At 34.6% G+C, this 23,252-nt stretch carries 22 protein-coding genes, 9 tRNA genes and 1 rRNA gene; 2 read left to right on the top strand and 30 right to left on the bottom strand.

Annotated features, from left to right (window positions below; all coding sequences use genetic code 11):
* Positions 1 to 9 precede the first annotated feature (9 nt).
* The 17 genes from RH915_RS10100 to RH915_RS10020 form a co-directional block, all read right to left on the bottom strand.
* A complete protein-coding gene (locus tag RH915_RS10100) occupies positions 10 to 918 on the bottom strand; it encodes an ABC transporter permease (RefSeq protein WP_310479801.1) in 909 nt (302 codons plus the stop codon).
* A gap of 11 nt (positions 919 to 929) precedes the next feature.
* Complete coding sequence (gene nikB / locus RH915_RS10095; RefSeq protein ID WP_310479798.1) at positions 930 to 1,856, bottom strand: nickel ABC transporter permease; 927 nt, start codon at positions 1,854 to 1,856, stop codon at positions 930 to 932.
* 105 nt (positions 1,857 to 1,961) lie between these two features.
* Positions 1,962 to 3,479, bottom strand: a complete 1,518-nt coding sequence (locus RH915_RS10090; protein WP_310479797.1) for an ABC transporter substrate-binding protein — start codon at positions 3,477 to 3,479, stop codon at positions 1,962 to 1,964.
* A 419-nt stretch (positions 3,480 to 3,898) separates the two neighbouring features.
* Positions 3,899 to 4,126, bottom strand: coding sequence for a thioredoxin family protein (locus tag RH915_RS10085; protein ID WP_310479796.1), 228 nt, complete (start codon positions 4,124 to 4,126; stop codon positions 3,899 to 3,901).
* 32 nt (positions 4,127 to 4,158) lie between these two features.
* Positions 4,159 to 5,175 carry a permease gene (locus RH915_RS10080; protein ID WP_310479794.1) on the bottom strand — a complete coding sequence of 339 codons (1,017 nt, stop codon included), beginning with the start codon at positions 5,173 to 5,175 and terminating at the stop codon, positions 4,159 to 4,161.
* A 164-nt stretch (positions 5,176 to 5,339) separates the two neighbouring features.
* Entirely contained in the window at positions 5,340 to 5,693 is a 354-nt protein-coding gene (locus RH915_RS10075) for an ArsR/SmtB family transcription factor (protein WP_310479792.1), read from the bottom strand.
* A gap of 227 nt (positions 5,694 to 5,920) precedes the next feature.
* Positions 5,921 to 6,424, bottom strand: coding sequence for a GNAT family N-acetyltransferase (locus RH915_RS10070; protein ID WP_310479790.1), 504 nt, complete (start codon positions 6,422 to 6,424; stop codon positions 5,921 to 5,923).
* 346 nt (positions 6,425 to 6,770) lie between these two features.
* Positions 6,771 to 8,597 carry a glutamine--fructose-6-phosphate transaminase (isomerizing) gene (glmS, locus tag RH915_RS10065; RefSeq protein ID WP_310479789.1) on the bottom strand — a complete coding sequence of 609 codons (1,827 nt, stop codon included), beginning with the start codon at positions 8,595 to 8,597 and terminating at the stop codon, positions 6,771 to 6,773.
* Positions 8,598 to 8,822: 225 nt separating this feature from the next.
* Positions 8,823 to 9,548: a glucosamine-6-phosphate deaminase gene (nagB, locus tag RH915_RS10060; protein WP_310479787.1), complete on the bottom strand. Its 726-nt coding sequence runs from the start codon at positions 9,546 to 9,548 to the stop codon at positions 8,823 to 8,825.
* Positions 9,549 to 9,939: 391 nt separating this feature from the next.
* Positions 9,940 to 11,283 (bottom strand): phosphoglucosamine mutase, encoded by a 1,344-nt coding sequence (gene glmM / locus RH915_RS10055; RefSeq protein WP_310479786.1) that lies wholly within the window; start codon positions 11,281 to 11,283, stop codon positions 9,940 to 9,942.
* 238 nt (positions 11,284 to 11,521) lie between these two features.
* Positions 11,522 to 12,103: a 2-oxoacid:acceptor oxidoreductase family protein gene (locus RH915_RS10050; protein WP_310479784.1), complete on the bottom strand. Its 582-nt coding sequence runs from the start codon at positions 12,101 to 12,103 to the stop codon at positions 11,522 to 11,524.
* A gap of 1 nt (position 12,104) precedes the next feature.
* Positions 12,105 to 12,851 (bottom strand): thiamine pyrophosphate-dependent enzyme, encoded by a 747-nt coding sequence (locus RH915_RS10045; protein WP_310479782.1) that lies wholly within the window; start codon positions 12,849 to 12,851, stop codon positions 12,105 to 12,107.
* Positions 12,851 to 13,912 carry a 3-methyl-2-oxobutanoate dehydrogenase subunit VorB gene (locus RH915_RS10040; protein ID WP_310479780.1) on the bottom strand — a complete coding sequence of 354 codons (1,062 nt, stop codon included), beginning with the start codon at positions 13,910 to 13,912 and terminating at the stop codon, positions 12,851 to 12,853. Before RH915_RS10040 ends, RH915_RS10045 begins: the two co-directional genes overlap by 1 nt.
* Positions 13,913 to 13,939: 27 nt before the next feature.
* Positions 13,940 to 14,182 carry a 4Fe-4S dicluster domain-containing protein gene (locus tag RH915_RS10035; protein ID WP_310479779.1) on the bottom strand — a complete coding sequence of 81 codons (243 nt, stop codon included), beginning with the start codon at positions 14,180 to 14,182 and terminating at the stop codon, positions 13,940 to 13,942.
* A 27-nt stretch (positions 14,183 to 14,209) separates the two neighbouring features.
* Positions 14,210 to 14,890 carry a nucleotide-binding protein gene (locus RH915_RS10030; protein ID WP_310479778.1) on the bottom strand — a complete coding sequence of 227 codons (681 nt, stop codon included), beginning with the start codon at positions 14,888 to 14,890 and terminating at the stop codon, positions 14,210 to 14,212.
* Between the two features lies 1 nt (position 14,891).
* Positions 14,892 to 15,968, bottom strand: coding sequence for a butyrate kinase (gene buk / locus RH915_RS10025; RefSeq protein ID WP_310479776.1), 1,077 nt, complete (start codon positions 15,966 to 15,968; stop codon positions 14,892 to 14,894).
* 22 nt (positions 15,969 to 15,990) lie between these two features.
* Entirely contained in the window at positions 15,991 to 16,890 is a 900-nt protein-coding gene (locus RH915_RS10020; protein WP_310479774.1) for a bifunctional enoyl-CoA hydratase/phosphate acetyltransferase, read from the bottom strand.
* 700 nt (positions 16,891 to 17,590) lie between these two features.
* Between RH915_RS10020 and RH915_RS10015 the strand changes: the two genes are divergently transcribed.
* Positions 17,591 to 17,713, top strand: a complete 123-nt coding sequence (locus RH915_RS10015) for a hypothetical protein (protein ID WP_310479773.1) — start codon at positions 17,591 to 17,593, stop codon at positions 17,711 to 17,713.
* A 64-nt stretch (positions 17,714 to 17,777) separates the two neighbouring features.
* Here RH915_RS10015 and RH915_RS10010 read toward each other — a convergent pair whose 3' ends face one another.
* The 3 genes from RH915_RS10010 to RH915_RS10000 all read right to left on the bottom strand — a co-directional run bounded on the left by RH915_RS10010 (position 17,778) and on the right by RH915_RS10000 (position 20,631).
* Complete coding sequence (locus RH915_RS10010; RefSeq protein ID WP_310479772.1) at positions 17,778 to 19,040, bottom strand: CdaR family protein; 1,263 nt, start codon at positions 19,038 to 19,040, stop codon at positions 17,778 to 17,780.
* The gene (gene cdaA / locus RH915_RS10005) at positions 19,037 to 19,864 is read right to left on the bottom strand and encodes a diadenylate cyclase CdaA (protein WP_310479771.1); all 828 of its coding nucleotides are present in this window, start codon (positions 19,862 to 19,864) and stop codon (positions 19,037 to 19,039) included. Before cdaA ends, RH915_RS10010 begins: the two co-directional genes overlap by 4 nt.
* Before the next feature lie 308 nt (positions 19,865 to 20,172).
* Positions 20,173 to 20,631 carry a methylglyoxal synthase gene (locus tag RH915_RS10000; RefSeq protein WP_310479770.1) on the bottom strand — a complete coding sequence of 153 codons (459 nt, stop codon included), beginning with the start codon at positions 20,629 to 20,631 and terminating at the stop codon, positions 20,173 to 20,175.
* A 164-nt stretch (positions 20,632 to 20,795) separates the two neighbouring features.
* Here RH915_RS10000 and RH915_RS09995 point away from each other — a divergent pair, with 164 nt between their 5' ends.
* On the top strand, positions 20,796 to 22,004 hold the full coding sequence (locus RH915_RS09995; RefSeq protein ID WP_331618389.1) for an argininosuccinate synthase: 1,209 nt from the start codon (positions 20,796 to 20,798) through the stop codon (positions 22,002 to 22,004).
* A gap of 294 nt (positions 22,005 to 22,298) precedes the next feature.
* On the opposite strand, the gene RH915_RS09990 is transcribed toward RH915_RS09995, so the two are convergent.
* From RH915_RS09990 to rrf, 10 genes are all read right to left on the bottom strand, one after another.
* Positions 22,299 to 22,381 (bottom strand) — tRNA-Leu (locus tag RH915_RS09990).
* A gap of 14 nt (positions 22,382 to 22,395) precedes the next feature.
* Positions 22,396 to 22,480: transfer RNA gene (locus tag RH915_RS09985), tRNA-Tyr, on the bottom strand.
* A gap of 7 nt (positions 22,481 to 22,487) precedes the next feature.
* Positions 22,488 to 22,562, bottom strand: a tRNA-Thr gene (locus tag RH915_RS09980).
* A 46-nt stretch (positions 22,563 to 22,608) separates the two neighbouring features.
* Positions 22,609 to 22,685 (bottom strand) — tRNA-Asp (locus RH915_RS09975).
* A gap of 54 nt (positions 22,686 to 22,739) precedes the next feature.
* Positions 22,740 to 22,815 (bottom strand) — tRNA-Val (locus tag RH915_RS09970).
* Between the two features lie 6 nt (positions 22,816 to 22,821).
* Positions 22,822 to 22,896: transfer RNA gene (locus tag RH915_RS09965), tRNA-Glu, on the bottom strand.
* A gap of 5 nt (positions 22,897 to 22,901) precedes the next feature.
* A tRNA-Met gene (locus RH915_RS09960) sits at positions 22,902 to 22,977 on the bottom strand.
* A 16-nt stretch (positions 22,978 to 22,993) separates the two neighbouring features.
* Positions 22,994 to 23,082: transfer RNA gene (locus RH915_RS09955), tRNA-Leu, on the bottom strand.
* 11 nt (positions 23,083 to 23,093) lie between these two features.
* Positions 23,094 to 23,168: transfer RNA gene (locus RH915_RS09950), tRNA-Asn, on the bottom strand.
* A 7-nt stretch (positions 23,169 to 23,175) separates the two neighbouring features.
* Positions 23,176 to 23,252 (bottom strand): 5S ribosomal RNA (gene rrf / locus RH915_RS09945); the annotation flags it as partial.

The raw sequence follows: 23,252 nt of genomic DNA, 5'->3' as shown, positions 1-23,252 counted from the left end.
CAATCCCTATTATTGTTTTAGTCTAGGATCTAACGCATCTCTCAATCCATCTCCTAAAAGGTTCAATGAGAAGATCGTAATCATTATGGCAACCCCAGGGAAGGTTGCTACATGAGGTGCTGTTCTTATAATATGTCGTCCGTTTGAAAGCATCGCTCCCCATTCAGGTGTTGGAGGCTCAATCCCTAAACCGATAAAGCTTAAACCAGCGGCAGATAAAATTGCCCCTGCAACCCCTAAGGTTCCTTGAACAATGATTGGCGCCATTGAATTAGGTATAATATGCTTTGATATTATTCTAAAGTCATTTGCACCGATTGCTCTAGCTGCTTCGATAAATTCTTGTTCCTTGATAGTAATAACTGACGCCCTAACAATACGGGCATAGGTTGGAATAGAACTAATACCTACCGCTATCATCACTTTAAAAAGTCCACCACCAAAGGCACTAACTATGGCAATAGCAAGCAGTATTTGAGGAATAGCTAAAAATACATCCATAATTCTCATAATTATATTATCTAGCTTACCGCCATAATAACCAGCGATAGCACCTAAACTTCCTCCCGCAATAATAGAGATACCTACTGCAACTAATCCAACCTGTAATGATACACGGGATCCATAAATAATTCTACTAAAAACATCTCTACCTAAATCATCTGTACCAAGGATGTGTTCAGCACTTGGTGGTTGATTTATGTTTCTAAGGTTTTGCTCTCTATAACTATGTGGTGCTATAAAGTCAGCAAAAATTGCTGTTAGTATAATGACAATTAATATTACTAAGCCAAACATCGCCATTTTATTTCTTTTAAGACGTCTCCAAACTTCTGCCCATTGACTCCTCTTTTTTGGTTTTTGAGGGGCCTTAGCATCATTGATTGTTTTCACTTGTTGTTCTGCTGTTGTTTTCATAGTACCCCTCCTTATTTATATTGCGCCTTTATTCTTGGGTCTAGAAATGCATATAGAATGTCAACACCTAGATTGACAAGACTGAACATTAAAGCAATCAATAAAACGCCACCCTGTACAACAAAGTAATCTTTTTGTCTTATGGCTTCAACCATTAAACGCCCAACCCCTGGCCACGCGAATATGGTTTCAGTTAAAACAGCTCCTCCTAGAAGATAACCAAACTGTAATCCGATTACAGTAACAACTGGAATAAGCGCATTTTTTAGAGCATGTCTATTGATTACCAGATTTTCTTTTAAACCTTTTGCTCTTGCTGTTCTTATATAGTCTTGTCTAACTACTTCTAACATACTTGATCGTGTCATACGAGTTATAATCGCTGCGGAACTTGTGCCTATTGTTATTGCTGGTAGTATTAAATGGCTAAAAGTTCCATATCCACTTGAGGGTAGCCAACCCAGGGTAACAGAAAACAAGAGTACCATCATCAACCCTTGCCAAAAATTAGGCATAGAAACTCCTATAAGTGCAAAAATCATACTAACCATGTCAAATAATGAATATTGTTTTGTAGCGGATATAATTCCGACTGGTATTCCTATTAATATGGATATTAATACTGCAGCACCGGCTAATTTTAATGTAGCTGGAAATCTTGAAATCAACTCAGTAGCGACTGGTTGCTTCGTTACTAAAGATCTCCCTAAGTCTCCTCTTACTGCATTACTTATAAAACTAATATATTGTTTATGAAATGGTTCATTTAAACCCATTTGCTCTCTTAGTGCTTCAACTTCAGCTTGAGGTGCTCTTTCTCCTAACATGACCTTTGCAGGATCACCTGGAGTAAAGTACATAATTGTAAACACCACTAACGAGACGCCTAGCATAACAGGTATTAACATTAATAGACGTTTTAAAATATACCTATACATACAATTACCTCCAAATCCACTATTAATTGAAAATTGGGCCATTATATTAAATGGCCCAACTTTATAATTTAGTTATACAAGTTCATACTCATTGTTTATATATTATTATTGTTTGTTATTGAAAACTCTGTATAGGCTATGGTGCCCTGCCATATGCGGGTTAAATCCTTCTACATGATCTCTATGAGCATTAAGCTCGTCTCTGAAAGCAAGGAATACCCATGGTGCTTCTTCAAAAATAATTTGTTGTACTTCGTAATAAGCTGCTGCTCTATCTTCTTCAAGAGGTGATGTTTTACCGATATCTAATAATTCATCTACTCTTGGGTTCGCATAGAATGTTCTGTTTCCAGCATCACCAAATTCATCTGAGTGGAACAGTGAGTATAATCCATAGTCTGCATCCCCTGTTACTGCAACCCATCCAAGCATAAACATATCATGCTCTCCTAGGGCTGTTCTATCTAGGTATGGTGCAAATTCCATAGTCTCTATTGATACTTCAATACCAACTTGAGCTAATTGCTCTTGAAATATTGCAGCGTATCTTTCTCTAACTGGGTTGTCATTTGTCCAAATACTTGTTGAGAATCCATCCTCAAAACCTGCTTCAGCCAATAATCTCTTTGCTTCTTCTATGTCATGTCCATAACCTTCTATATCATTGTTAGCAAATTGTACATTTGGTGACAAAGGTCCTTTTGCGGTATTTGCATATCCTTGAAAAGCAACTTCTGTAGCTAAATCAACATCTAAAGCTAAATTGATTGCTTGTCTTACTCTTACATCATTAAATGGTTCCTTTTCTACGTTAAAGCCTAAGTAGAAAGTAGTTAACCCATCAGTTTGAAGTCCTACAATACCATCACGCTGAGCTAAATTTCCAAAGTCTTCTGGTCCTACATCATAAATTACGTCTACCTCATTATTTTCTAGTGCAATGGCTCTTGGTGTATTTTCTGATATAAATCTAAATAATACATATTTTGATGCTGCTGGTCCTTCGTAGTAAGCATCAAATCTTTCTAGTTTTATTGAATCTCCAGAATTCCATTCTACAAATTTGAATGGTCCTGTTCCTACTGGATTTCTTCCAAAGTCTTCACCAGCTTCTAACACTGCTTTTTCATTTACAATTGCTGTTGCAGTATGGGATAAATGTGTGATAAATGGTCCAAATGGAAATTTAAGATGAATTGTAAAGTTATAGTCATCTTCAATCTCAACTCTGTCAATTGGATCAATTAAAAATGCAGCAGGTGAAATCTCTTTCATTCTTTCAAAGGTAAATTTAACATCATTAGAAGTTAACTCTTCACCATTATGGAATAAAACCCCTTGATGAAGTTCGAATCTGTACTCAGTTTCACTTACCATTTCATAATCTTTTGCTAATCCAAAATCAACTTCTAGATCATCTTGTTGTTCCATTAATGTGTTGTAGATTTGTTTCATTACTCTTGATGAAGCATTGTCATTTGTTCCGTGGGGATCTAATGATCTCGCATCAGACATTGAAGCTACTACTAATGTTTCTAAATCTCTTTCATTTCTGCCACACCCAGTTGCAAAGATCGTTACAACTAATGTTAATGCCAGTAGCAGGGTAACTGTTTTTTTCATGTCATTTTCCTCCTTGGTCACTTTAATCCTTGCAAAGAAATTAGAGTGCTTAAAATTATTTAGTAATTTTTTTATTAAGATAAGAATAAATATATCGAAATTTGTCGAAATTGTCAATATATTTTTAACTAATATTTTTTATTATTTAGTATTTTCTAAAAATTCAATGTATGTAATAATTTTATTTACTCACAAAGTCCCCTTAACACTTTAGCATGACTCACTTTACCTCGGGTTCATATTTGTGAAATTGTTCATTTGTTGGATTTGTTTTGTTTAGGAAAATCTAACATATAATTTTATTTATGTATAAAATTTTTATATTGAGTATTTATTGTTATTTATCTACTTTATATTTTTTACACAACAAAAAATCCCTTATCCGTTAGGATAAAGAGATTTTTTGTTGTCATGCAAAACTATAAAAGCTTTTTTATATCGTCAGGGGATGCTACTCTACCGGCGATTTTAACTTTTTCATCTACCACTAAAGCGGGTGTTTTCATAACTCCGTATTTCATAATTTCCTTTATATCCGTTACTTTTTCAATTGTTACATCAACACCTTTTTCTTCTACAGCTTTTTTTGTGTTTTTTTCTAGCTTATCGCAATTCGCACAACCAGTTCCTAGTACTTTTATTACCATAATATAATCACTCCTTTTAAATTATTAAAATTCTATACAAATAAATAAGCTATTGCGTTAAATGTATATCCTATAATAATAATGCCTATTGAAACAATTCCAATAAATATTCCTAAAAGTTTAGGTTTTACGACTTTACTTAGCATAATCATAGATGGCACAGAAAGCGCTGTTACTGCCATCATAAATGATAGTACGGTTCCGACGCCAACTCCTTTGAAGAATAAAGCCTGCGCAATTGGCAAAGTTCCAAATATATCTGCATACATTGGTATGCCGACTATTGCTGCTAGTAATACTGCAAAGGGATTATTTTTACCGATGACATTTTCTATTATAGGTTGAGGTATCCAGTTATGGATTGTTGCACCTATTCCAATACCAATCAAAACATAAATCCAGACTCTGTTAATCACTTCTTTAACTTGATCTTTTGCATAAGATATTCTTTCTCTTCGTGTCATTTCAGGAATTTCTGTATCAACATCATCTATCTCTCTAACATAACCTTCTACCTGATTTTCTAACCCTAATTTATCAATAATGGTACCACCGATTATTGCTAAAATTAATCCAACTACTACATAGGCTACTCCTATTCTTATACCAAAAAAAGAGATTAGAAGAAGTAGTGATGCTAAGTCCACAAGAGGCGAGGATATTAAAAATGAAAATGTAACGCCTACAGGTAACCCAGCTGAAGTAAATCCTATAAAAATAGGTATGCTAGAACAACTGCAAAACGGTGTAATGGTTCCTAGTACTGCTCCCAGTACGTTTCCTTTTATTCCTTTTATGCCCCCAAGAATCTTTTTTGTTCTCTCAGGAGGAAAATAACTTTGTATATAAGATATTGCAAAAATGAGTACGGATAACAGTATAAAAATTTTGATAGTATCATAAATAAAAAAATGAATACTTCCACCAAGTCTTTCGTCAATTGGTAGCCCAAATACTTTTTCAACTAGTAGTCTTGCAAGTTCAAATAACCATGTCATTCTTAAAAACTGATCACTAAAAAAGTTAAATATTTGTGTTATTACATCCATATTTTTCACCACCTATACATATTCAAATATATTACATAATTCAAAACACAGCTTCTCAACTTCGTATTTACCACTTGTTTTGAGACTTAAATTCAGTGCTTTAAGTCAATAAATAATGAACTACCACATATAATTTTGTTTATTGATTCTGCAAAAACTTAAGTTCATTTTGTTTTTTTCTGCTTTTGTGCATTGATAAATGTATCTGATAAGCCTAGTCTATCTACATCATTCTTTAATACTGGATTATCTTGTATGCTTAGGATGATATTTTCTAGAAGTTCTTGAATAAATTTATTTTCTTTATTTAAATAATAAAAAATAAATTGCTCTTGCCGTGTATCTTTAACAAATCCTTTATCTTTCAGCTTGCTTAGATGTTTAGAAATTTTGGGTTGCGGTGCTTCTAATATCCCCTGTAATTGACATACACATAGTTCCTTGTGATATAGTAGAACAAGAATTCGCATCCGTGTTTCATCGGATAAAGTTTTAAATAAATGAGTTAATTCATCCATATTTTCACATCCTGTTATTTAATTTAATATTTATTATATTCCCATATGGGTATATGTGTATGTTATCCTTTTAAGTTTTATTTGTCAAATTTTTATTTTGTTATTTTTTTCTTTTGAAATTTAAAAAGTCTTAAGTGTATTACCAAAATATAATTTTGATAATACACTTAAGACGCTTATCGTTATATTCTATTTTTTTAGCCATGTTTTACTATCATTAATTATCGTTAACTAACTTGATATACCTCTGTATACAGTATATCTTTTATAGCTTCAAAATCTTTTTCTTCAAGTTTAACTGGACTAGACATTAGCCTTAGTGGTATTGACTTGCCTTCTTTTTTTAGTGGTGGTTGGATATAATCAAAATTATTGTAATAAAATCCTGCTTTTTCGTAAAAGTCAATGCGCCTAATTGCCATAGTTTCATTAGGCAATTCCACTTCTAATACCAAATTATCACCGTAATGCTTCTTAACATCTTCTAAAATTTTTCTGCCATACCCCGAGCCTCTAAGTGCTTCCTTTATGGCAAAATGCTCTATAAATGTAAATGTATCAAAGTGCCAAAAAGTAATAAACCCAACCATATCCCCTTTTTCGCAATAAGTTTTTATACTGTATCTTTTATTTTTCATTAGTTTTCTTTGATCTGATTCCCTACGTTTCTCTGCTTCTGGAAATGAATACTCATAAATCTCCCAGAATTGTCTAAACTCTTTTTCAGTCAACATGTTCCCTCCAAAATATATATCGCCATTTACTATGGATTTAGTTGCTTTGTCTTCAAATACCAAAAATTTCCTTATGCCCTAATAAATGTCCAAAGTATGTAAAGCACCAATGAATCCTTTTATACCTTTTGAAACCTTGTTTTTATAATGTAATCCACTCTATGATTTTAAATGACTTTTAATAATATGTTAACACTTTTAAATTTGTTTAACCAATAAAAATGCCCGGAGAGTGCACTATAATATGACTTCATTACATTACACTCTCTAGGCTACTTTATCCACCATTTATTTTCTTCAATTAATTTTTACATTCAACAACAATTATTTCCCCGGAAATATATTATTCGACGGTAACTGACTTTGCTAAATTTCTCGGTTTGTCAACGTCACAACCTCTACTAACTGCAATATAGTAAGCTAAAAGTTGCAGTGGTATTACAGATAAAATTGGCGTTAGTTCGTCAAATGTATCTGGGATGTACATCACTCTATCTGCTGCCTCTTCAATCTCTGTATTTGTTTCTTTTGCTACAGCGATTACATAAGCCCCTCTTGCTTTTACTTCTTTTATATTTGAAAGCATTTTTTCAAATAAACGATCTTGAGTAGCTAAGGCAATCACTAAAGTACCTTCTTCAATTAGTGCTATTGTTCCATGCTTTAGTTCCCCTGCTGCAATTGCTTCTGAGTGAATATAGGAGATTTCTTTAAGCTTTAATGACCCTTCTTTCCCTACATGATCATCAAGGCCTCTACCTATATAAAATACATTTTGTTTATTGAATTTGCGTTGTGATAGTTCTTGTATTTTTTGTTTCTGATTTACGAGTTGTTCTACTTGTTCTGGGAAAGTTTTTAATTCATCTAATATTTCATTATATTTTGTTTCTTTAACCGTTCCTTTTTTAAGTCCTATATCTAGGGCAATCAGGTACATTGCTACTAACTGAGTTGTGTAAGCTTTTGTTGAAGCAACTGCAATTTCCGGTCCTGCCCATGTATAGAATACGTCATCTGCTTCTCTTGAAATCCTACTTCCTACTACATTGGTTACGGCTAGTATTCTGGCACCTTTTCTCTTGGCCTCTCTAAGTGCGGCTAAAGTATCTGCGGTTTCTCCTGACTGACTTACTGCAATAAATAAAGTTTTATCATCTACAAAAGGATCTCTGTATCGAAATTCTGAGGCAACATCTGTTTCTACAGGTATATTCGCAAATTTTTCTATTGCGTAACGACCTACAAGCCCAGCGTGATATGCTGTTCCACATGCTACGATTACGACTTTATTAATTTTTTCTAAGTCTGATTTTGTTAGCTTTATATCGTCTAATTTAATTTGATTATTTTCATCTAATCTTGGAGATAAAGTTTCTTTAATTGCCTTCGGCTGTTCATATATCTCTTTAATCATAAAATGTTCATAGCCGCCTTTTTCAGCTGACTCTACATCCCAAGTCACTTCGAAAACTTCTTTTTTCACTTTTTGACCAAATTCATTATATATTTTTATTTTATCATTACTTAAAACAGCCATTTCACCATCTTCTAGGAAATACACATTTCTCGTATATTTTAATAGGGCTGGAATATCTGATGCAATGAAGTTTTCTCCTTCTCCAACACCTACAACTAGAGGACTATCTTTTCTAACTGCAACTAATTTTTTAGGATTTTTTTTACTTATGGCCCCAATAGCGTAAGCACCTTCCATACGATGAGTCGCCATTCGTACTGCTTCTGCTAAGTCGCCTTCGTAGTAGAAGTCTATTAGATGGGCGATTACTTCTGTATCTGTTTCGGATACAAAAACCTTTCCTTCTTTAATTAACCAATCTTTAAGTTTTACGTAATTTTCTATAATTCCATTGTGAACAACGGCAATGTCTCCTTGTACATTTGTATGGGGGTGGGCATTTACATCGTTAGGCTCCCCATGGGTTGCCCATCTAGTATGACCTATACCCAAAGTCCCTGGAACTGCATTTTCATTTAAGTTTTCTTCTAAAACTTTTAGCCGTCCTTTAAATTTTCTAACGTTAACCTCTTCATTATCTAAAATAGCAACGCCTGCTGAATCATATCCTCTATATTCTAATTTACTTAAACCTTCAACTAAAATAGGTGCTGCTTCATTTTTACCTATATATCCAACGATACCACACATATATTTTCCCCTCTCCTATTCAAAGTGCTTATTAATATTTTTTGCAAAACTACGATAATTATCCATAATAGTAAACGTTTGCACCGGCTCTGTACTAAACAAATGCTGTTTATGGAGAAGGTTAAATTAAAATTAATATATAAAAATGCTATGTGTTTTTATAGTTTGAAATTTTTTAGTGATTAAAAATAAGGTGCGAAGCACCTTATTATGTTATTACATAAGCTATAATAATGATGCCGCTGCCTCATCCATAATTACAACAACATCATGGTGTAGTTGTAGTGCTGATGCAGGTAGTTTTGGTGTAACCTTTCCTTTAATCATTTTATACATCGCTTCTGCTTTATTTTCTCCACTTGCTAAAAGTAATATTTTTCTTGAGCTCAATATTGTTTTAACGCCCATACTAATTGCTTGTGTCGGCACTTCCTCTATTGAATCAAAAAATCTAGCATTGGCTTTTATTGTATCTGAATCTAAATTTACTAGATGTGTTAATGGCTCAAAGTTTTCATTTGGTTCGTTAAAACCTATATGTCCATTTTGGCCTATGCCTAGTAGTTGAAGATCAATTCCACCAGCTTCTTTTATTCTATTTTCATATCTCGTACATTCTGCCCCCACATCTGATGCTTTACCATTAGGGATATGGATGTTTTCTTTTTTTATGTCTATAGCATTAAAAAGATTTTCGTTCATAAAATAATGGTAACTCTGATCATCATCTGCACCCAAACCGTAGTATTCGTCTAGGTTAAAGCTTGTTATATTTGAGAAACTTATTAGTCCTTCTTTATTCATACGAATTAATTCTTTATAGGTTCCTACAGGAGTAGAGCCTGTTGCTAGCCCTATAACACCTTGTGGCTTTAAAACAATTTGACTTGCTATTATATTTGCGGCTTTTTTACTTAAGGCTTCATAATCTTTCACGATCTCTATCTGCATTTGTTCCACTCCTTATATATAATATCTCATATTAGATTTTTGTAATTTTATTTTGAATTCCGTTTTAGAACTTATTTTTTAACAACATTTATTTAGTACAGAGCCAAAAAAACATGCAAAACTAAGCCTCTGAAAGCTTCACAGACTTTTTCACTTGAATCATTTTGTACTATTAATCACTTAATAGTTTTGTAGATTCGTTATCGGTTGTGATTCACCGCAGGGCATCCGCCGAAGATTCGATAAACCCTGTTCCTCGTCAACTTAAGCATTTTCCGTTCTGCTTAAGTCCAGGCGCTTTAGAATTTAATTTTACATTAACTTTTTATCTCCCCCTTTAATCCTTTATTTTAAGTGGGGTCTTTTTCACTAAAAACCCCACTTGTTTTATCTATCCTAATCGTTCTTCTATCATTTTTGCTAGTGATTGGGCCAATTCATTTAACTGATCTTGGTCTTTTCCTTCTAACATAACCCTTACTAGAGGCTCTGTTCCTGAAGGTCTTATAAGTACTCTTCCTTGACCGGCCATAAGATCTTCTATTTTTTTGATCTCTGACATGATCACTTCATCTTTTAAGTAAGCTTCTTTATTATCTTTTTGTACCTTTGCATTTACAAGTACTTGTGGGTATGAAGTCATCATTGCTGCAAGATCTGATAAAGGCTTATTTTCTGATTTCACTGTTGTGATTAACTGTATTGCTGTTAATAGTCCATCACCAGTGGTATTGTAGTCTAAGAAAATGATGTGACCTGATTGTTCTCCTCCTAAAGAATATCCTTTTTGAACCATTTCTTCAAGTACATATCGGTCACCAACTTTTGTTTTTACTACTTGGCAATTTTCTTCTTTCATTGCCATATCTAGTCCAATATTGCTCATAACTGTAGCTACTACAGTATTTTTCTTTAATTTCCCTTGGTTTTTAAGAAAAGTACCGCATATAGCTAGTATATGGTCTCCATCTACAATTTGACACTGATCATCCACAGCAATTAAACGATCTGCATCCCCATCGAAGGCTAATCCGATATCTGCTCCCGTTTCTTTTACTAATTGTTGAACTTTCTCTGGATGCGTAGAACCACAGTGATCATTGATATTAATGCCGTCAGGGTTTTCATTAATGATAAAAACCTCTGCTCCTAATTCTTTTAAGAGCTTAGGTGCAACTTGATAAGCGGCTCCATTTCCTGGGTCTACCGCAATCTTTAATCCATTAAAATCTCCCTGTATCGTTGTCTTTAAGTAATCTGCATATTCAGTGATAGCATCAAGTTTTGAATAGGTTCCTACTTGATCTCCTGTAGGCCTAAGTTCAATTTCTTCATCATTTAATATGTATTTTTCCATTTCTTCTTCTACTTGATCTGGTAACTTATAACCTTCACTTGTAAAGAATTTAATACCATTGTACTCCGCTGGATTATGAGATGCTGAAATCATAACTCCGGCATCGGCTTTCAAAGCTCTCGTTAAATAGGATACAGCTGGTGTTGGTATAACATCTAAGCTAACTACATCTACACCCATGGATAAAAACCCAGCTGTCATGGCTGCTTCTAATAAATCTCCAGATATTCTTGTATCTTTTCCGATTACAACTTTTGTATTTTTCTTATTCTTCAATAGAACATGCGCACCAACCCTTCCTAATTGATAGGCAAGTTCTGGTGTTAAATCTTCGTTTGCAATACCTCTAACACCATCTGTTCCAAATAATTTTCCCATTGTCAATTCTCCTTTCTAGCTACACTTAAAAAGTATTAATTTTTAGATAATTCAATAGTGAAAAGATTCTATGCTTTCTTCTTTGAGTTTCTTTGGAATTAAATATACCTTATTTAGTCAGTATTTTTACCTTTTGGTTTATCTTATAATTAACTAGTTCTTTGCATTTACAGAACAAAGGAAGGATGATTTCATCCTTCCTTAACTATATATTATAACATAAAATGTAAATTGCTGTTTACATTTTTTTGATGCCTTTAAATTTTTTTGCAATTTGCTTTTGTTTTTTTATTGCTTCTGCCCCTTTTTCCAAGGCTTTTACATTTAATGGGACCAGTTCCTCTTTTCCAGCATAAACTTTCTTTAGGGCTTTTCCAACAGTGTCCACTGCAAGGATTTTTGTCAACTCTAAAAATGCCCCTAACATTACTATATTTGCAACTCTACTATTCCCTAGCTCATTTGCAAGATCATTGGCTGATATATAATATGCATCTACATCTTCTCTTGATGTTTTTTCTTCAATTAACGAGTCATTTATTATGATTTTCCCACCAGACTTTAAGTTTTGTTCAAACTTAAGTAAAGAAGGTAGGTTCATTACAATAACTGTTGAAGCATCTCCTGTTATAATTGGAGACCCAACTGGTAAATCCGACACTACCACATTACAGTTGGCTGTTCCACCTCTCATTTCTGGCCCATAGGATGGCAACCATGAAACGTTTTTATTTTCCATCATACCTGAATAGGCCATCAGTTGCCCCATGGACATAACTCCTTGACCGCCAAAACCTGCTATAATTACTTTTTCTGTCATATTATTTCCCCTCCTCTGGTTTACGGAAGTTACCTAAAGGATAGTACGGAATCATATTTTCTTCTAACCATTTCAATGAATCTGTTGGTGGAATACCCCAATTTGTCGGACATGTAGATAAAACCTCTACTATCCCAAAACCTTTCCCTTCTAGCTGTATTTCAAAGGCCTTTTTGATCGCTTTTTTTGCTTTTCGTATATGGGGTACGTTATGAACAGACACACGTTCTACAAACACTGCCCCATCTATTGTTGCCATCATTTCTGACACTTTTAAGGGTTTTCCTGTTGTTACAGCATCCCTTCCTAAAGGTGCTGTTGTTGTTTTTTGTCCAATTAGCGTTGTTGGTGCCATTTGTCCACCAGTCATTCCGTATATGGCATTATTAACAAATATGGTTGTAAATTTTTCAGATCGATGGGCAGCATGAACAATTTCAGCTGTTCCTATAGAAGCTAGGTCTCCATCTCCTTGATAGGTGAATACAACGTTATCCGGTAGCACTCGTTTAATTCCTGTAGCAACAGCCGGTGCACGACCATGGGCTGCTTGATGCATATCACAGTTAAAATAGTCATAGGCAAGAACGGAGCAGCCAACTGGCGCTACACCAACTGATTTGCCTACAACGCCTAATTCTTCTAAAACTTCTCCAACGATTCGATGTATAACACCGTGGGTACATCCTGGACAATAATGGAACTGCTTGTCAGTTAGGGCTTTTGTTCTTTCAAATACAACAGTCATTATTTAGCACCCCCTAAAATTTCTTTCGCTTTTTCTATAATAGCCTCTGGCGTAGGGATCATTCCACCGGCTCTTCCATAAAAGTGAACTGGTAATCTACCTTCGTTAGCAATTTTTACATCATCAATCATCTGACCCATACTCATTTCTACTGTTAGTAGTGCTTTTGTTGAGGATGGTAATTCAGTAAATTCTCTGTTAGGGAATGGCCATAGGGTAATTGGTCTTAATAACCCCACTTTTATATTTTCTTCTCTTAAGGCGTCTATAGCATTTTTAACAATTCTAGATGTTGTTCCATAGGCTACCATAACAAGCTCTGCATCTTCCATTTTATACATCTCACAGCGAACTTCTTTTTCTTCTATTGCTTTATACTTTTTATCTAGTTTAAAGTTATGCTGTTCTAATTCTACAGGATCTAAGAAAAGAGAATTAATGATATTTGGATCTCTTTTTTCTTCCGTTCCTGTTGCTGCCCAATCCTTTGCTGGCATATCTCTTTTTGTTGTTTCTTTAAACTCTACAGGTTCCATCATTTGTCCTGTCATACCATCAGCAAGAATAATGACTGGATTTCTATAATAATCTGCAATATCGAAAGCTTCCATGGTTAGATCAACTGCTTCCTGAAGGGTTGCTGGTGCATATACGACGTGTCTATAATCGCCATTTCCGCCGCCTCTAGTACACATATAATAGTCAGCTTGTGATGGTTGTATGCCTCCAAGTCCCGGGCCACCACGACTGATGTTTACAATTACACATGGCAGTTCTGCTCCTGCAATATAAGAAATCCCTTCTTGTTTTAGGGCTAACCCTGGGGAAGAGGAAGATGTCATTGTTCTGACTCCAGAACCCGCAGCGCCATAAATCATATTTATGGCCGAAACCTCTGATTCGGCTTGTACAAAAACACCGCCTAATTTAGGTAGCTCTCTTGACATAAATTCTGGCAATTCATTTTGGGGTGTAATGGGATAACCAAAAAAGTATTTACATCCTGCCTTTATTGCTGCTGCACCAATGGCTTCATTACCTTTCATTAATATTTTTCCCATAATTGTTCCCTCCTTCTGTAGTAGTTATTATTTTTTGTCAGTCTTCTTATCAGTATCTTTCTCTACAGTAATCACCACATCGGGGCAAATCGTCGCGCAGTTTGCACAACCGATACATTTCTCCATTTCATCAACTGTCGCTGGGTGATAACCCTTCACATTGATTTGTTTTTTATCCATAACAACAATATTTACAGGGCAAACCGTGGTACATAGTTCACAGCCTTTACAACGTTTTTCATCAAAGGTTACGCTACCTTTCTTCGCCATATTTATTCCTCCCATATTATTAATTGTCTACATCCAGTCTTCTCTCATTAACATTTTTAGTGGAAATAGCCGGTCCTTTATATCCCGGGGAAGCGCCTTAGCTACTATCTCCATTACACTTATATATTTAATTGGAATGTCTTTTTCTTTTGATAAAACTGAACATAACGCTTGTCCTCGTTGTATATCCTCTATAGTCGTGTCTCTTAATAGATGGGTGTTATTAATCAATCCAGTAATTTTCTTATCTATAACCCTTTCAATATCATTTATGTGTTCAAGGGCACCTTCAGGTGTTTGTGTTTCTCTTCTATTTGCGTTTAGAACAAAGAATATGTCACATTGTTCATCCTTAATCTTATTCATATACCTAGCAAGGGCTCTAGCGCCTACGGAGTCCCCACCAACATCAAGGATCACTTCGTAGGTTTCATCCTGCAAAGGTCCCATAATAGCAGAAGACACTGCAGGCAAGTCGGAATTCAATCCCTTAACATTGCTAGAAATAACTTCTATTCCCTTTTCTTCTAATAAGCTTGATTTTTCTCTACTTCTAAAATAGGGGTTTACTATATCTAAGTCAGCTAAAGCAACTTTTTTATTGTGCTGAGCTAAATAGAGGGCATAATTCACGGCAAATTCTGTTTTTCCGCTTCCATAATGACCAACAATAATGCGCACTCGTTTATCTTGCAAGGGTAGATTCATTTTATTGATAAACCTTTGCCTCCTCTTCTCCTCTAAGCACCCGTAGTCCCCCTTCGGTTAGAGCAATCATTTCATCTTCTCCAGCATAAACCATAAACTTGGCTATAAAGTTAACTTTTTCTTTAATCCATTCTGTAAATTGGGTGTCATAGGCGATGCCACCGGTTAGCACTACTGCATCTACTTTTCCCTTTAAAACCACTGCCATACTACCAATTTCCTTCGCAATTTGGTATGCCATTGCTTTGTAAACCAACGCTGCCTTTTTGTCTCCCTTTTCAATCATTTGACCTACTTCTCTACCGTCATTTGTTCCTAGATAGGCAACAAGCCCACCTTTACCGGTAATCTTTTTCTTTAATTCAGCTTGTGTGCACTTTTCTGAAAAACATAGTTTAGCTAAATCCCCTACAGGTAATCCACCTGTTCTCTCTGGTGAAAAGGGGCCGTCTCCATCTAAGGCGTTATTAACGTCAATCACGCTGCCATTCTTATGTGCGCCTACGGATATACCACCTCCAAGATGAGCAACAACTAAATTAACTTCTTCATAAGGTTTACCCAAATCCTTAGCGGCCTTTCTCGCAATGGCTTTTTGATTTAAGGCGTGAAAAATACTTTTTCTTTCTATTACAGGCATACCGGATATCCTTGCAATATCCTCCATTTCATCAACAACAACGGGATCTACAATAAATGATGGTACTTTTAACTCTGATGCGATTTCATAAGCTAATACCCCGCCTAAATTAGAAGCATGCTCTCCTAGTACACCTGTTTTAAGATCTTCTAACATTTTATCATTTACTTTGTATGTGCCCCCTGGAATTGGTTTTAATAGCCCTCCTCTTCCTACAACCACAGATAAGCTTTGTAGCTGGATGTTTTCTTCCCCTATTGCTTTAAGAATAACTTCCTTTCTAAAAGCATACTGATCAAAAATGGTTGAATACTTTCCTATTTCCTCTGAGGAATGTCTTAATACTTTTTCAAATAAGGGTTTATCATTATCAAATACTGCAATTTTTGTTGAAGTCGAACCTGGATTTATGGCTAATGTTCTATAAACTTGACTCATAATTATAACCTCCCCATATTACTTATTCTGATAACAATGTCGCTAAAGCAATTGAGTATAGCTTTGTATCCCAACTATCTGCTCTAGAAGTTAAAACTAATGGTACTTCTGCTCCTAATATAATCCCTGCTGTTTTCGCCTTTGCAAAATAAATCATAGATTTATACAGTATGCTTCCAGCCTCTACGTCGGGTACTAACAACACATCTGCTCTTCCTGCCACTGGATCTTCTATTTTTTTCACTTCTGCAGCTTTTATAGATATGGCATTGTCTAATGCAAAGGGTCCACCTACCATACAGCCCTTTATTTCTCCTGCTTTGTAACTATCAACAAGTTCCTTTGCCTCTAATGTTTCTGGCATTTTATCACTGACAATCTCTTTTGCACAAACAATACCGACCCTTGGTGTATTTATACCCAATTTGGTTGTCACTTCTAATACGTTATTGATAATTTCTTTTTTTGTATTCACATCAGGGTCTATGTTCATGGCTGTATCCGTTGCTAAAATCAATTTGTCAAACCCAGCAATTTCAAATACACCTACATGACTCAATACTTTCTTTTTTCTTATACCCTTTTCTTTGTTTAGGGCTGCTTTAAGAATAATTGCATTATCCACTAGCCCTTTCATTAGTATATCTGCTTTTTTAGTTTTTACTAATTCTACTGCCTTTTCTGAGGCTTCTTTTAAATCTTTCACATGGATTTTTTTAAAATCTGCTATATCTATATTGTTTTCTTGTGCAACGCTATTTATAACCTCTACATCTCCGATTAAGATGGATTCTGCTATTTTAAGCGCTTTTGCTTTTTTTACAGACATTAAAACATCTCTGTCATGTGCCCCTGATACTGCGATAATTTTAGGACTATTTTGTTGTCCTCTTTCTATAATCTCCCCAAAATTTTTAATCATCCCATTTACCCCTCTCCTATATGTTTTGCTCTTTCATACGCTGCATCGATTATTACGGGTGATATAAAACTTACCATACCTGTAATATATGTAGTCAAGATCGTTGAATGAATATGCTAACTCACCCGTTAATAAAATTGCATCCGTATTTCCTATCATATTGCTATTACACCTAATTCTTTAGCAATTTAATTATATTCTATAACTTTAAATAAGATTTAATTCTTGATCACATATTAAGTTATTATTGTTCGGTAATTTCATCCCATTAATTTAGTTTTTTATAGAATGCCTGATTTTTTCATGTGCATTTTTATCCGTCATACTATGCAATTTTTGTTGATGTAACCCTGGATTAATTGCTAATACAAAGTTATCACTTATATCCCCTTTTGTTTTGAAATTAAACATTGCCTCTTGTATTTCTATTATAACAATAATATGCATTGTCTGACTATATTACATTTCATATTAATTTATATTTTAATAAACTTTTTTTGTATTTATTCGATGCATTGTTCGTTATTTTTGTTGAAATTCTAAGCTAATACTTATTTGTTTAATAACATATTATTTACATAATTAGGAAATGCTTTCTTTACTTATAATTTAGGAAATTATATAATTAGGATTGTTAGGATTTAAGTCTTTACAATTACTGGATAAGCATGAGTTGTTCTTAGAAAGGAGGATTATTACTTTGGAATTTACACTTATTTTTTTACCAATTTTATTTTTAATCCCTGCATTTATTACCTATTTTATAATTAAACTTGCAGTTAAAAGTGCTATTAAAGAGCTAAAGGATGAGAAAGTCCTTTAATAATTACAATATATTATGAATTGCTTTGAATAAAAAATTGCACATTGGACAATGTGCAATTTTTTTATTCCTCTTCTTCTTCATTATTTTCTTCTTCATCATCCGTTTCACTTATAAGTACAATATCTATGCTTTCGGGCAAAATCGTTATTTCATTAACTTGATCTTCAATACTTCCCCTAAATTCAACAATAAGTGGTGTACTATGTGATCCCTCTTGAAGTCCTTCCAAGTCAACAAACATTTCATAATCCCGCATTACTTCTAGTTCTTGAATGATATTTTCTGCTCCTACAAATCTGATATCTACACTCTGTGGTAATGAATCTGGGTCTACAGTTAGCCCATTTCCTAAGTTTCTTATTATGATATCTTCACCAGATATCTCATAGTTTTCTTCAATAATTTCATCAACGAGAATAATAAACAATATTTCGTCGGTTTCAAAAGCTTGTACCCCGTCTGGTAATTCCAGCGGTACGGTAACTTCCTTATTTTCCGATACGTTATCTATCACTCTGTTCTCTGTAGTAACCTGTGTTATATCTTCTATTTTATCCTGTTGACCTCGAATAGATATAGTTTCTGGTATTAATGAAACACTTCTTATTTCATATCCAGGGGCTGGATTAACCGTTATTTGAGATTCAATGTCCACAATTTTTATTTGGTCAATTGGTAATAAAATGTCTACAAAAGATGTATCTAATTCAACATTTTCTACAACTTCACCAGCACTATTCACAGGATTTAAGGCTAAACTCCGAACAACATTCGTGGTTTCATTGGTTAAATCCAATCTAGCCTCCACTTTTTGAACTTGGTTAACAATACTTTCTGGTCCTTCAACCCACACTAATGTTGGTGAATAATCTAACTCTCCAAGGACATACCCACTTTCTGGACTTCCTTCAATAACAACATCTACTGTTTTTTGTCGCCTTACAATTTCTTCTATTTCTATTGCTATAAATTTAGGCGTATAATCAACATCCACCTGGCCTTCTGCCACAACGTCTACTGGAATATTATTCACTCCTGCAGAAGCTCCTCTTAAGTCGACACGGGCAAATATTTGATCCCGGGTTAATCGCTGAACTTCATCTCTCCGGCCTGATAGTCTTACTCTAATCGTATGTTCTTCTTCTCCAACGACCACAAGGTCCTGCTCCCTAAGCTCATCCGCATTTATTAGTTGAACAGGCACATTGGATATATCTCTTGTAATCCGAGGGTTTATTTCACTCATAACATATAACCATAGTAAGGATGCAAAAATAATAGCAATAATTTTAGGGGTTAGATTGTTTTTATAAAATCTTGTCATTCTTTATTCCCCCTTTTGAATTTTAAAAACTGCCACTGTTTTTTATTCTCAGTAGTTATAAAACTGTTAATCAAGCGTACACGCAGAGTTTTTATATCAAGAAATCTTGTTAATTTTCCATTTTCTGCGACAGAAATAGCCCCTGTTTCTTCTGATACGATAATAACGATAGAATCAGATCTTTCTGTAATCCCTAACCCTGCTCTATGTCTTGTACCTAAATCTTTGCTCAGATTCGTATTTTCAGTTAAAGGTAAAAAACATCCCGCCGCTAACACTTGTGATTTTCTAATAACTAATGCACCATCATGTAGTGGTGTGTTGGGCATAAATATATTAATTAATAGTGCTCGAGATACCTTGCCATCAATTACTGTTCCTGTCTCAATAACCTCATTTAAACCAGTTTCTTTTTCTAAAACAATTAGTCCACCAATTTTTTGTCTTGATAATGAAGCCATTGCTTCGCAAATTTCATCCACTACTGTATTAAGTTCTTCATGTTCTATATCGACAATAGATTTTGTAAGAAATTTTGTTCTCCCTATGTATTCTAGTGCTCTTCTTAGTTCAGGTTGAAATACAATTAGTAACGCAATTAACCCAACAGTCATTGTATTGATTAGAATCCAGTTTATTACATGGAGCTGTAGCCATTGACTTAACTGAGTTGCAAGTAACAATACAAAAATACCCTTGATAAGCTGTTCTGCTCGGGTTTCTCTTATAAGCATATATAATTTGTAAAATACAAAAGCAACTATTGCTATGTCAGCAACATCTCTTATTCTTATGTTTAGAATTATTCCGATTAGTTCGTCCACCTAAATACACCTCTAGTTAATTTTAATATAAATGTCTCTCTATACTTATATTTCAATATAGTTTACTGAAATACCTTCTCATTATAAATTCTAAATATAAAACTATCTATACTATTTAGTATAAACTATTTTAGTAAATTATAGCAATGTATTTTCCTATGACTTTAGTCTATATTATGATCAATTTCTTTTAAATACTAGAACAATCTTTTTTTTATGACATACTATTTGATTATTATTTATTTATAGGAGCAAGTATAGTATCTTTATTTAATTTGTATTGTGTCATTTAGCAGAATTATATAATTTTAATTTTTCATTACTCTTTTTGAATAGTCAATCATTTTTCTTTCATATTCCCTTTCTATTAAAGGCGATGTTAGTAAAAAATCTGCTGTGGCTTCATTTGTCGCAATTGGTATATTATATAAAACTGCTATTCTCAGCAAAGCTTTTACATCAGGGTCATGGGGTTGAGAGGCTAAAGGATCCCAGAAAAATATAATAAAGTTAATCTCACCTTCAACAATTCTTGCTCCAATCTGTTGATCTCCTCCTAAAGGCCCGCTTTTATAGGCAACAACTTTTAAGTTTGTTGTCTCGATGAGTCTTTTGGCCGTTGTTCCTGTACCGCATAGTCTATGATCTTTTAATTTATTTATATTGTTTTTAGCCCAATTAATCAGGTCCTTCTTTCTATTGTCGTGAGCAATTAAAGCAATGTTTTTCTCTTTTGGCATAGTTATAAACTCAAAATCCTTTTCCATCAATAACACATCCTCTTCACTTTCTACTTGTAATTACTTAATCCTTATTTAATATACCCAGCTTTATTTTTTATAATTTTATTAAACAATTGAATAATTATTCATTTTAATGTATGATTTTATATATTAATTAATTTATAATTTACTTCCCGGAGGGCATAAAAATGAAAAAAGAAAAAGTTGTATTAGCATACTCTGGAGGATTAGATACCTCTGTTATATTAAAGTGGTTAGAAAATACTTATCAATATGAGGTTATTGCAGTTTGTGTTGATGTAGGTCAAAACGATGATTATTCCACTGTAAAGAAAAAGGCACTTAAAACAGGTGCTATAAAAGCCTATGTTGTTGATGCTAAAGAAGAATTTATAACTGATTTTATATTTCCTACGCTAAAAGCAAGTGCAATTTACGAAGATGATTACTTACTAGGAACTTCTTTTGCGCGTCCATTAATTTCACAAAAACTTGTTGAAATTGCCGAAAAAGAAGGTGCAGTAGCGATTGCTCACGGTGCTACTGGTAAAGGAAATGATCAAGTACGATTTGAAACTACAATTAAAGCATTGAATCCAAGTTTGAAAATTATTGCCCCTTGGAGAACTTGGAACTTAAAATCTAGAGAAGACTGTATTGACTATGCCGAGAAAAACAATATACCGATTACTGTAACAAAAGAAAAAATATATAGTAGAGATGAAAACATTTGGCATATAAGTCATGAGGGGGGTAACTTAGAGGATCCATGGAATGAGCATGATAGTCAAATTTATATGCTAACAGTTCCACCAGAAAAAGCCCCTGATACTCCAAGTTATGTTGAAATTGAGTTTGTTGAAGGCACACCAGTTGCTATAGATGGGAAAAAACTTTCAGCGGTAGAAATTATGGAAACATTAAATAAAGTTGCTGGAGCAAATGGTATTGGTGTCATTGACATAGTTGAAAATAGACTTGTTGGAATGAAATCTAGAGGCGTTTACGAAACACCGGGTGGTACCGTTTTATATGAAGCACATAAAGCTTTAGAAAAACTTACACTAGATCGGATGACAATAAATTTTAAAAAGATGGTTTCAGAAAAATATGGTCAACTTGTTTATGATGGCTTGTGGTTTACTCCATTAAGAGAAGCTTTAGATCAATTTATTAATAGTATACAGAAAACCGTTACAGGAAAAGTAAAAGTAAAGTTATATAAAGGAAACTGTAAATCAGTTGCTTCAAATTCTCCTTATTCTTTATACAATGAAGAATTTGTTACTTTTGGTGCTGATGAAGTATATAATCAACAGGATGCAGAAGGATTTATTAACTTATTTGCGCTTCCCTTGACAATACGCGCTATAATGAATAATAAAAACAAAAAATAACTTTAAATTATATTTTAAAGTGATGATAGAGAAAAGTAAGTAATAAAGCACTACTTATATTTAGAGTAAATAAAACTGTAGTTGCTGTAGAGTACTTATTTAAAAAAGATATTAAGTTAATGACAGACAGGAAAAGAAATCTTAAGTGATTAAAATAAGGACCATAAAATATGGTCCTTATTTTAATCGCTACGTTATTTTTTTATTGATGCATACTTGTTATAACTACTAGTCAAAGTAATAAACAAAAAAATAAAAAAACCATAAATACAATAATTTATGGTTTTCGATTTGTGGTGCGGGTGGAGGGACTTGAACCCCCACGGTCGCCCGCTAGATCCTAAGTCTAGTGCGTCTGCCAATTCCGCCACACCCGCGCGTTTTATTTAAATGGTGGAGGGAGAAGGATTCGAACCTTCGAAGTCGTAGACAACAGATTTACAGTCTGCCCCCTTTGGCCACTCGGGAACCCCTCCGTTAATATGGAGCTGGCGATAGGAATCGAACCTACAACCTGCTGATTACAAGTCAGCTGCTCTACCGTTGAGCCACGCCAGCATTGTTATAAATATTTAAAAGTTCTGCACCATTTTTATTTAAAATATGGCGATCCGGAAGGGACTCGAACCCTCGACCTCCAGCGTGACAGGCTGGCATTCTAACCAACTGAACTACCGGACCGCAATTATATTGCTAACTCAAAAGTTCATAATCAATCTTTCGGTTATCGTATTATGGTGGGCGCAACAGGGCTCGAACCTGTGACCCCCTGCTTGTAAGGCAGGTGCTCTCCCAGCTGAGCTATGCGCCCATAAAATGGTGACCCCTAGGGGAATCGAACCCCTGTTACCGCCGTGAAAGGGCGGTGTCTTAACCGCTTGACCAAGGGGCCAAAATTGGTTGCGGGGGCAGGACTTGAACCTACGACCTTCGGGTTATGAGCCCGACGAGCTGCCAACTGCTCCACCCCGCGATGTTTATAGTGTTAATGGTGCCGAGGACCGGAATCGAACCGGTACGGTCTTGAAGGACCGCAGGATTTTAAGTCCTGTGCGTCTGCCAGTTCCGCCACCTCGGCAATCATTTAAATGGCTCCAGAGAGAGGACTCGAACCTCCAACCTACCGGTTAACAGCCGGGTGCTCCACCATTGAGCTACTCTGGATCATTTCGTATCGCAACGACCTACTCTCCCAGGCGATCTCTCACCAAGTACCATCGGCGCTGAAGGGCTTAACTGCTGTGTTCG

Source organism: Serpentinicella sp. ANB-PHB4, from assembly GCF_031432315.1.
Lineage (GTDB): Bacteria > Bacillota > Clostridia > Peptostreptococcales > Natronincolaceae > Serpentinicella.
The sequence above is the reverse complement of the archived record's forward strand: the minus strand, read 5'-3'. Positions and strand labels throughout refer to the sequence as shown.

Excerpts from the sequence above, each read along its gene's own strand:
- RH915_RS10100 (WP_310479801.1), bottom strand. The coding sequence starts at position 918 with ATGAAAACAACAGCAGAACAACAAGTGAAAACAATCAATGATGCTAAG.
- nikB (WP_310479798.1), bottom strand. The coding sequence starts at position 1,856 with ATGTATAGGTATATTTTAAAACGTCTATTAATGTTAATACCTGTTATG.
- RH915_RS10090 (WP_310479797.1), bottom strand. The coding sequence starts at position 3,479 with ATGAAAAAAACAGTTACCCTGCTACTGGCATTAACATTAGTTGTAACG.
- RH915_RS10085 (WP_310479796.1), bottom strand. The coding sequence starts at position 4,126 with ATGGTAATAAAAGTACTAGGAACTGGTTGTGCGAATTGCGATAAGCTA.
- RH915_RS10080 (WP_310479794.1), bottom strand. The coding sequence starts at position 5,175 with ATGGATGTAATAACACAAATATTTAACTTTTTTAGTGATCAGTTTTTA.
- RH915_RS10075 (WP_310479792.1), bottom strand. The coding sequence starts at position 5,693 with ATGGATGAATTAACTCATTTATTTAAAACTTTATCCGATGAAACACGG.
- glmS (WP_310479789.1), bottom strand. The coding sequence starts at position 8,597 with ATGTGTGGTATCGTTGGATATATAGGTAAAAATGAAGCAGCACCTATT.
- nagB (WP_310479787.1), bottom strand. The coding sequence starts at position 9,548 with ATGCAGATAGAGATCGTGAAAGATTATGAAGCCTTAAGTAAAAAAGCC.
- glmM (WP_310479786.1), bottom strand. The coding sequence starts at position 11,283 with ATGGGAAAATTATTTGGAACAGATGGTGTTAGAGGTATTGCAAACGAA.
- RH915_RS10050 (WP_310479784.1), bottom strand. The coding sequence starts at position 12,103 with ATGACAGAAAAAGTAATTATAGCAGGTTTTGGCGGTCAAGGAGTTATG.
- RH915_RS10045 (WP_310479782.1), bottom strand. The coding sequence starts at position 12,851 with ATGACTGTTGTATTTGAAAGAACAAAAGCCCTAACTGACAAGCAGTTC.
- RH915_RS10040 (WP_310479780.1), bottom strand. The coding sequence starts at position 13,912 with ATGGGAAAAATATTAATGAAAGGTAATGAAGCCATTGGTGCAGCAGCA.
- RH915_RS10035 (WP_310479779.1), bottom strand. The coding sequence starts at position 14,182 with ATGGCGAAGAAAGGTAGCGTAACCTTTGATGAAAAACGTTGTAAAGGC.
- RH915_RS10030 (WP_310479778.1), bottom strand. The coding sequence starts at position 14,890 with ATGAATCTACCCTTGCAAGATAAACGAGTGCGCATTATTGTTGGTCAT.
- buk (WP_310479776.1), bottom strand. The coding sequence starts at position 15,968 with ATGAGTCAAGTTTATAGAACATTAGCCATAAATCCAGGTTCGACTTCA.
- RH915_RS10020 (WP_310479774.1), bottom strand. The coding sequence starts at position 16,890 with ATGATTAAAAATTTTGGGGAGATTATAGAAAGAGGACAACAAAATAGT.
- RH915_RS10010 (WP_310479772.1), bottom strand. The coding sequence starts at position 19,040 with ATGACAAGATTTTATAAAAACAATCTAACCCCTAAAATTATTGCTATT.
- RH915_RS10000 (WP_310479770.1), bottom strand. The coding sequence starts at position 20,631 with ATGGAAAAGGATTTTGAGTTTATAACTATGCCAAAAGAGAAAAACATT.
- RH915_RS09995 (WP_331618389.1), top strand. The coding sequence starts at position 20,796 with ATGAAAAAAGAAAAAGTTGTATTAGCATACTCTGGAGGATTAGATACC.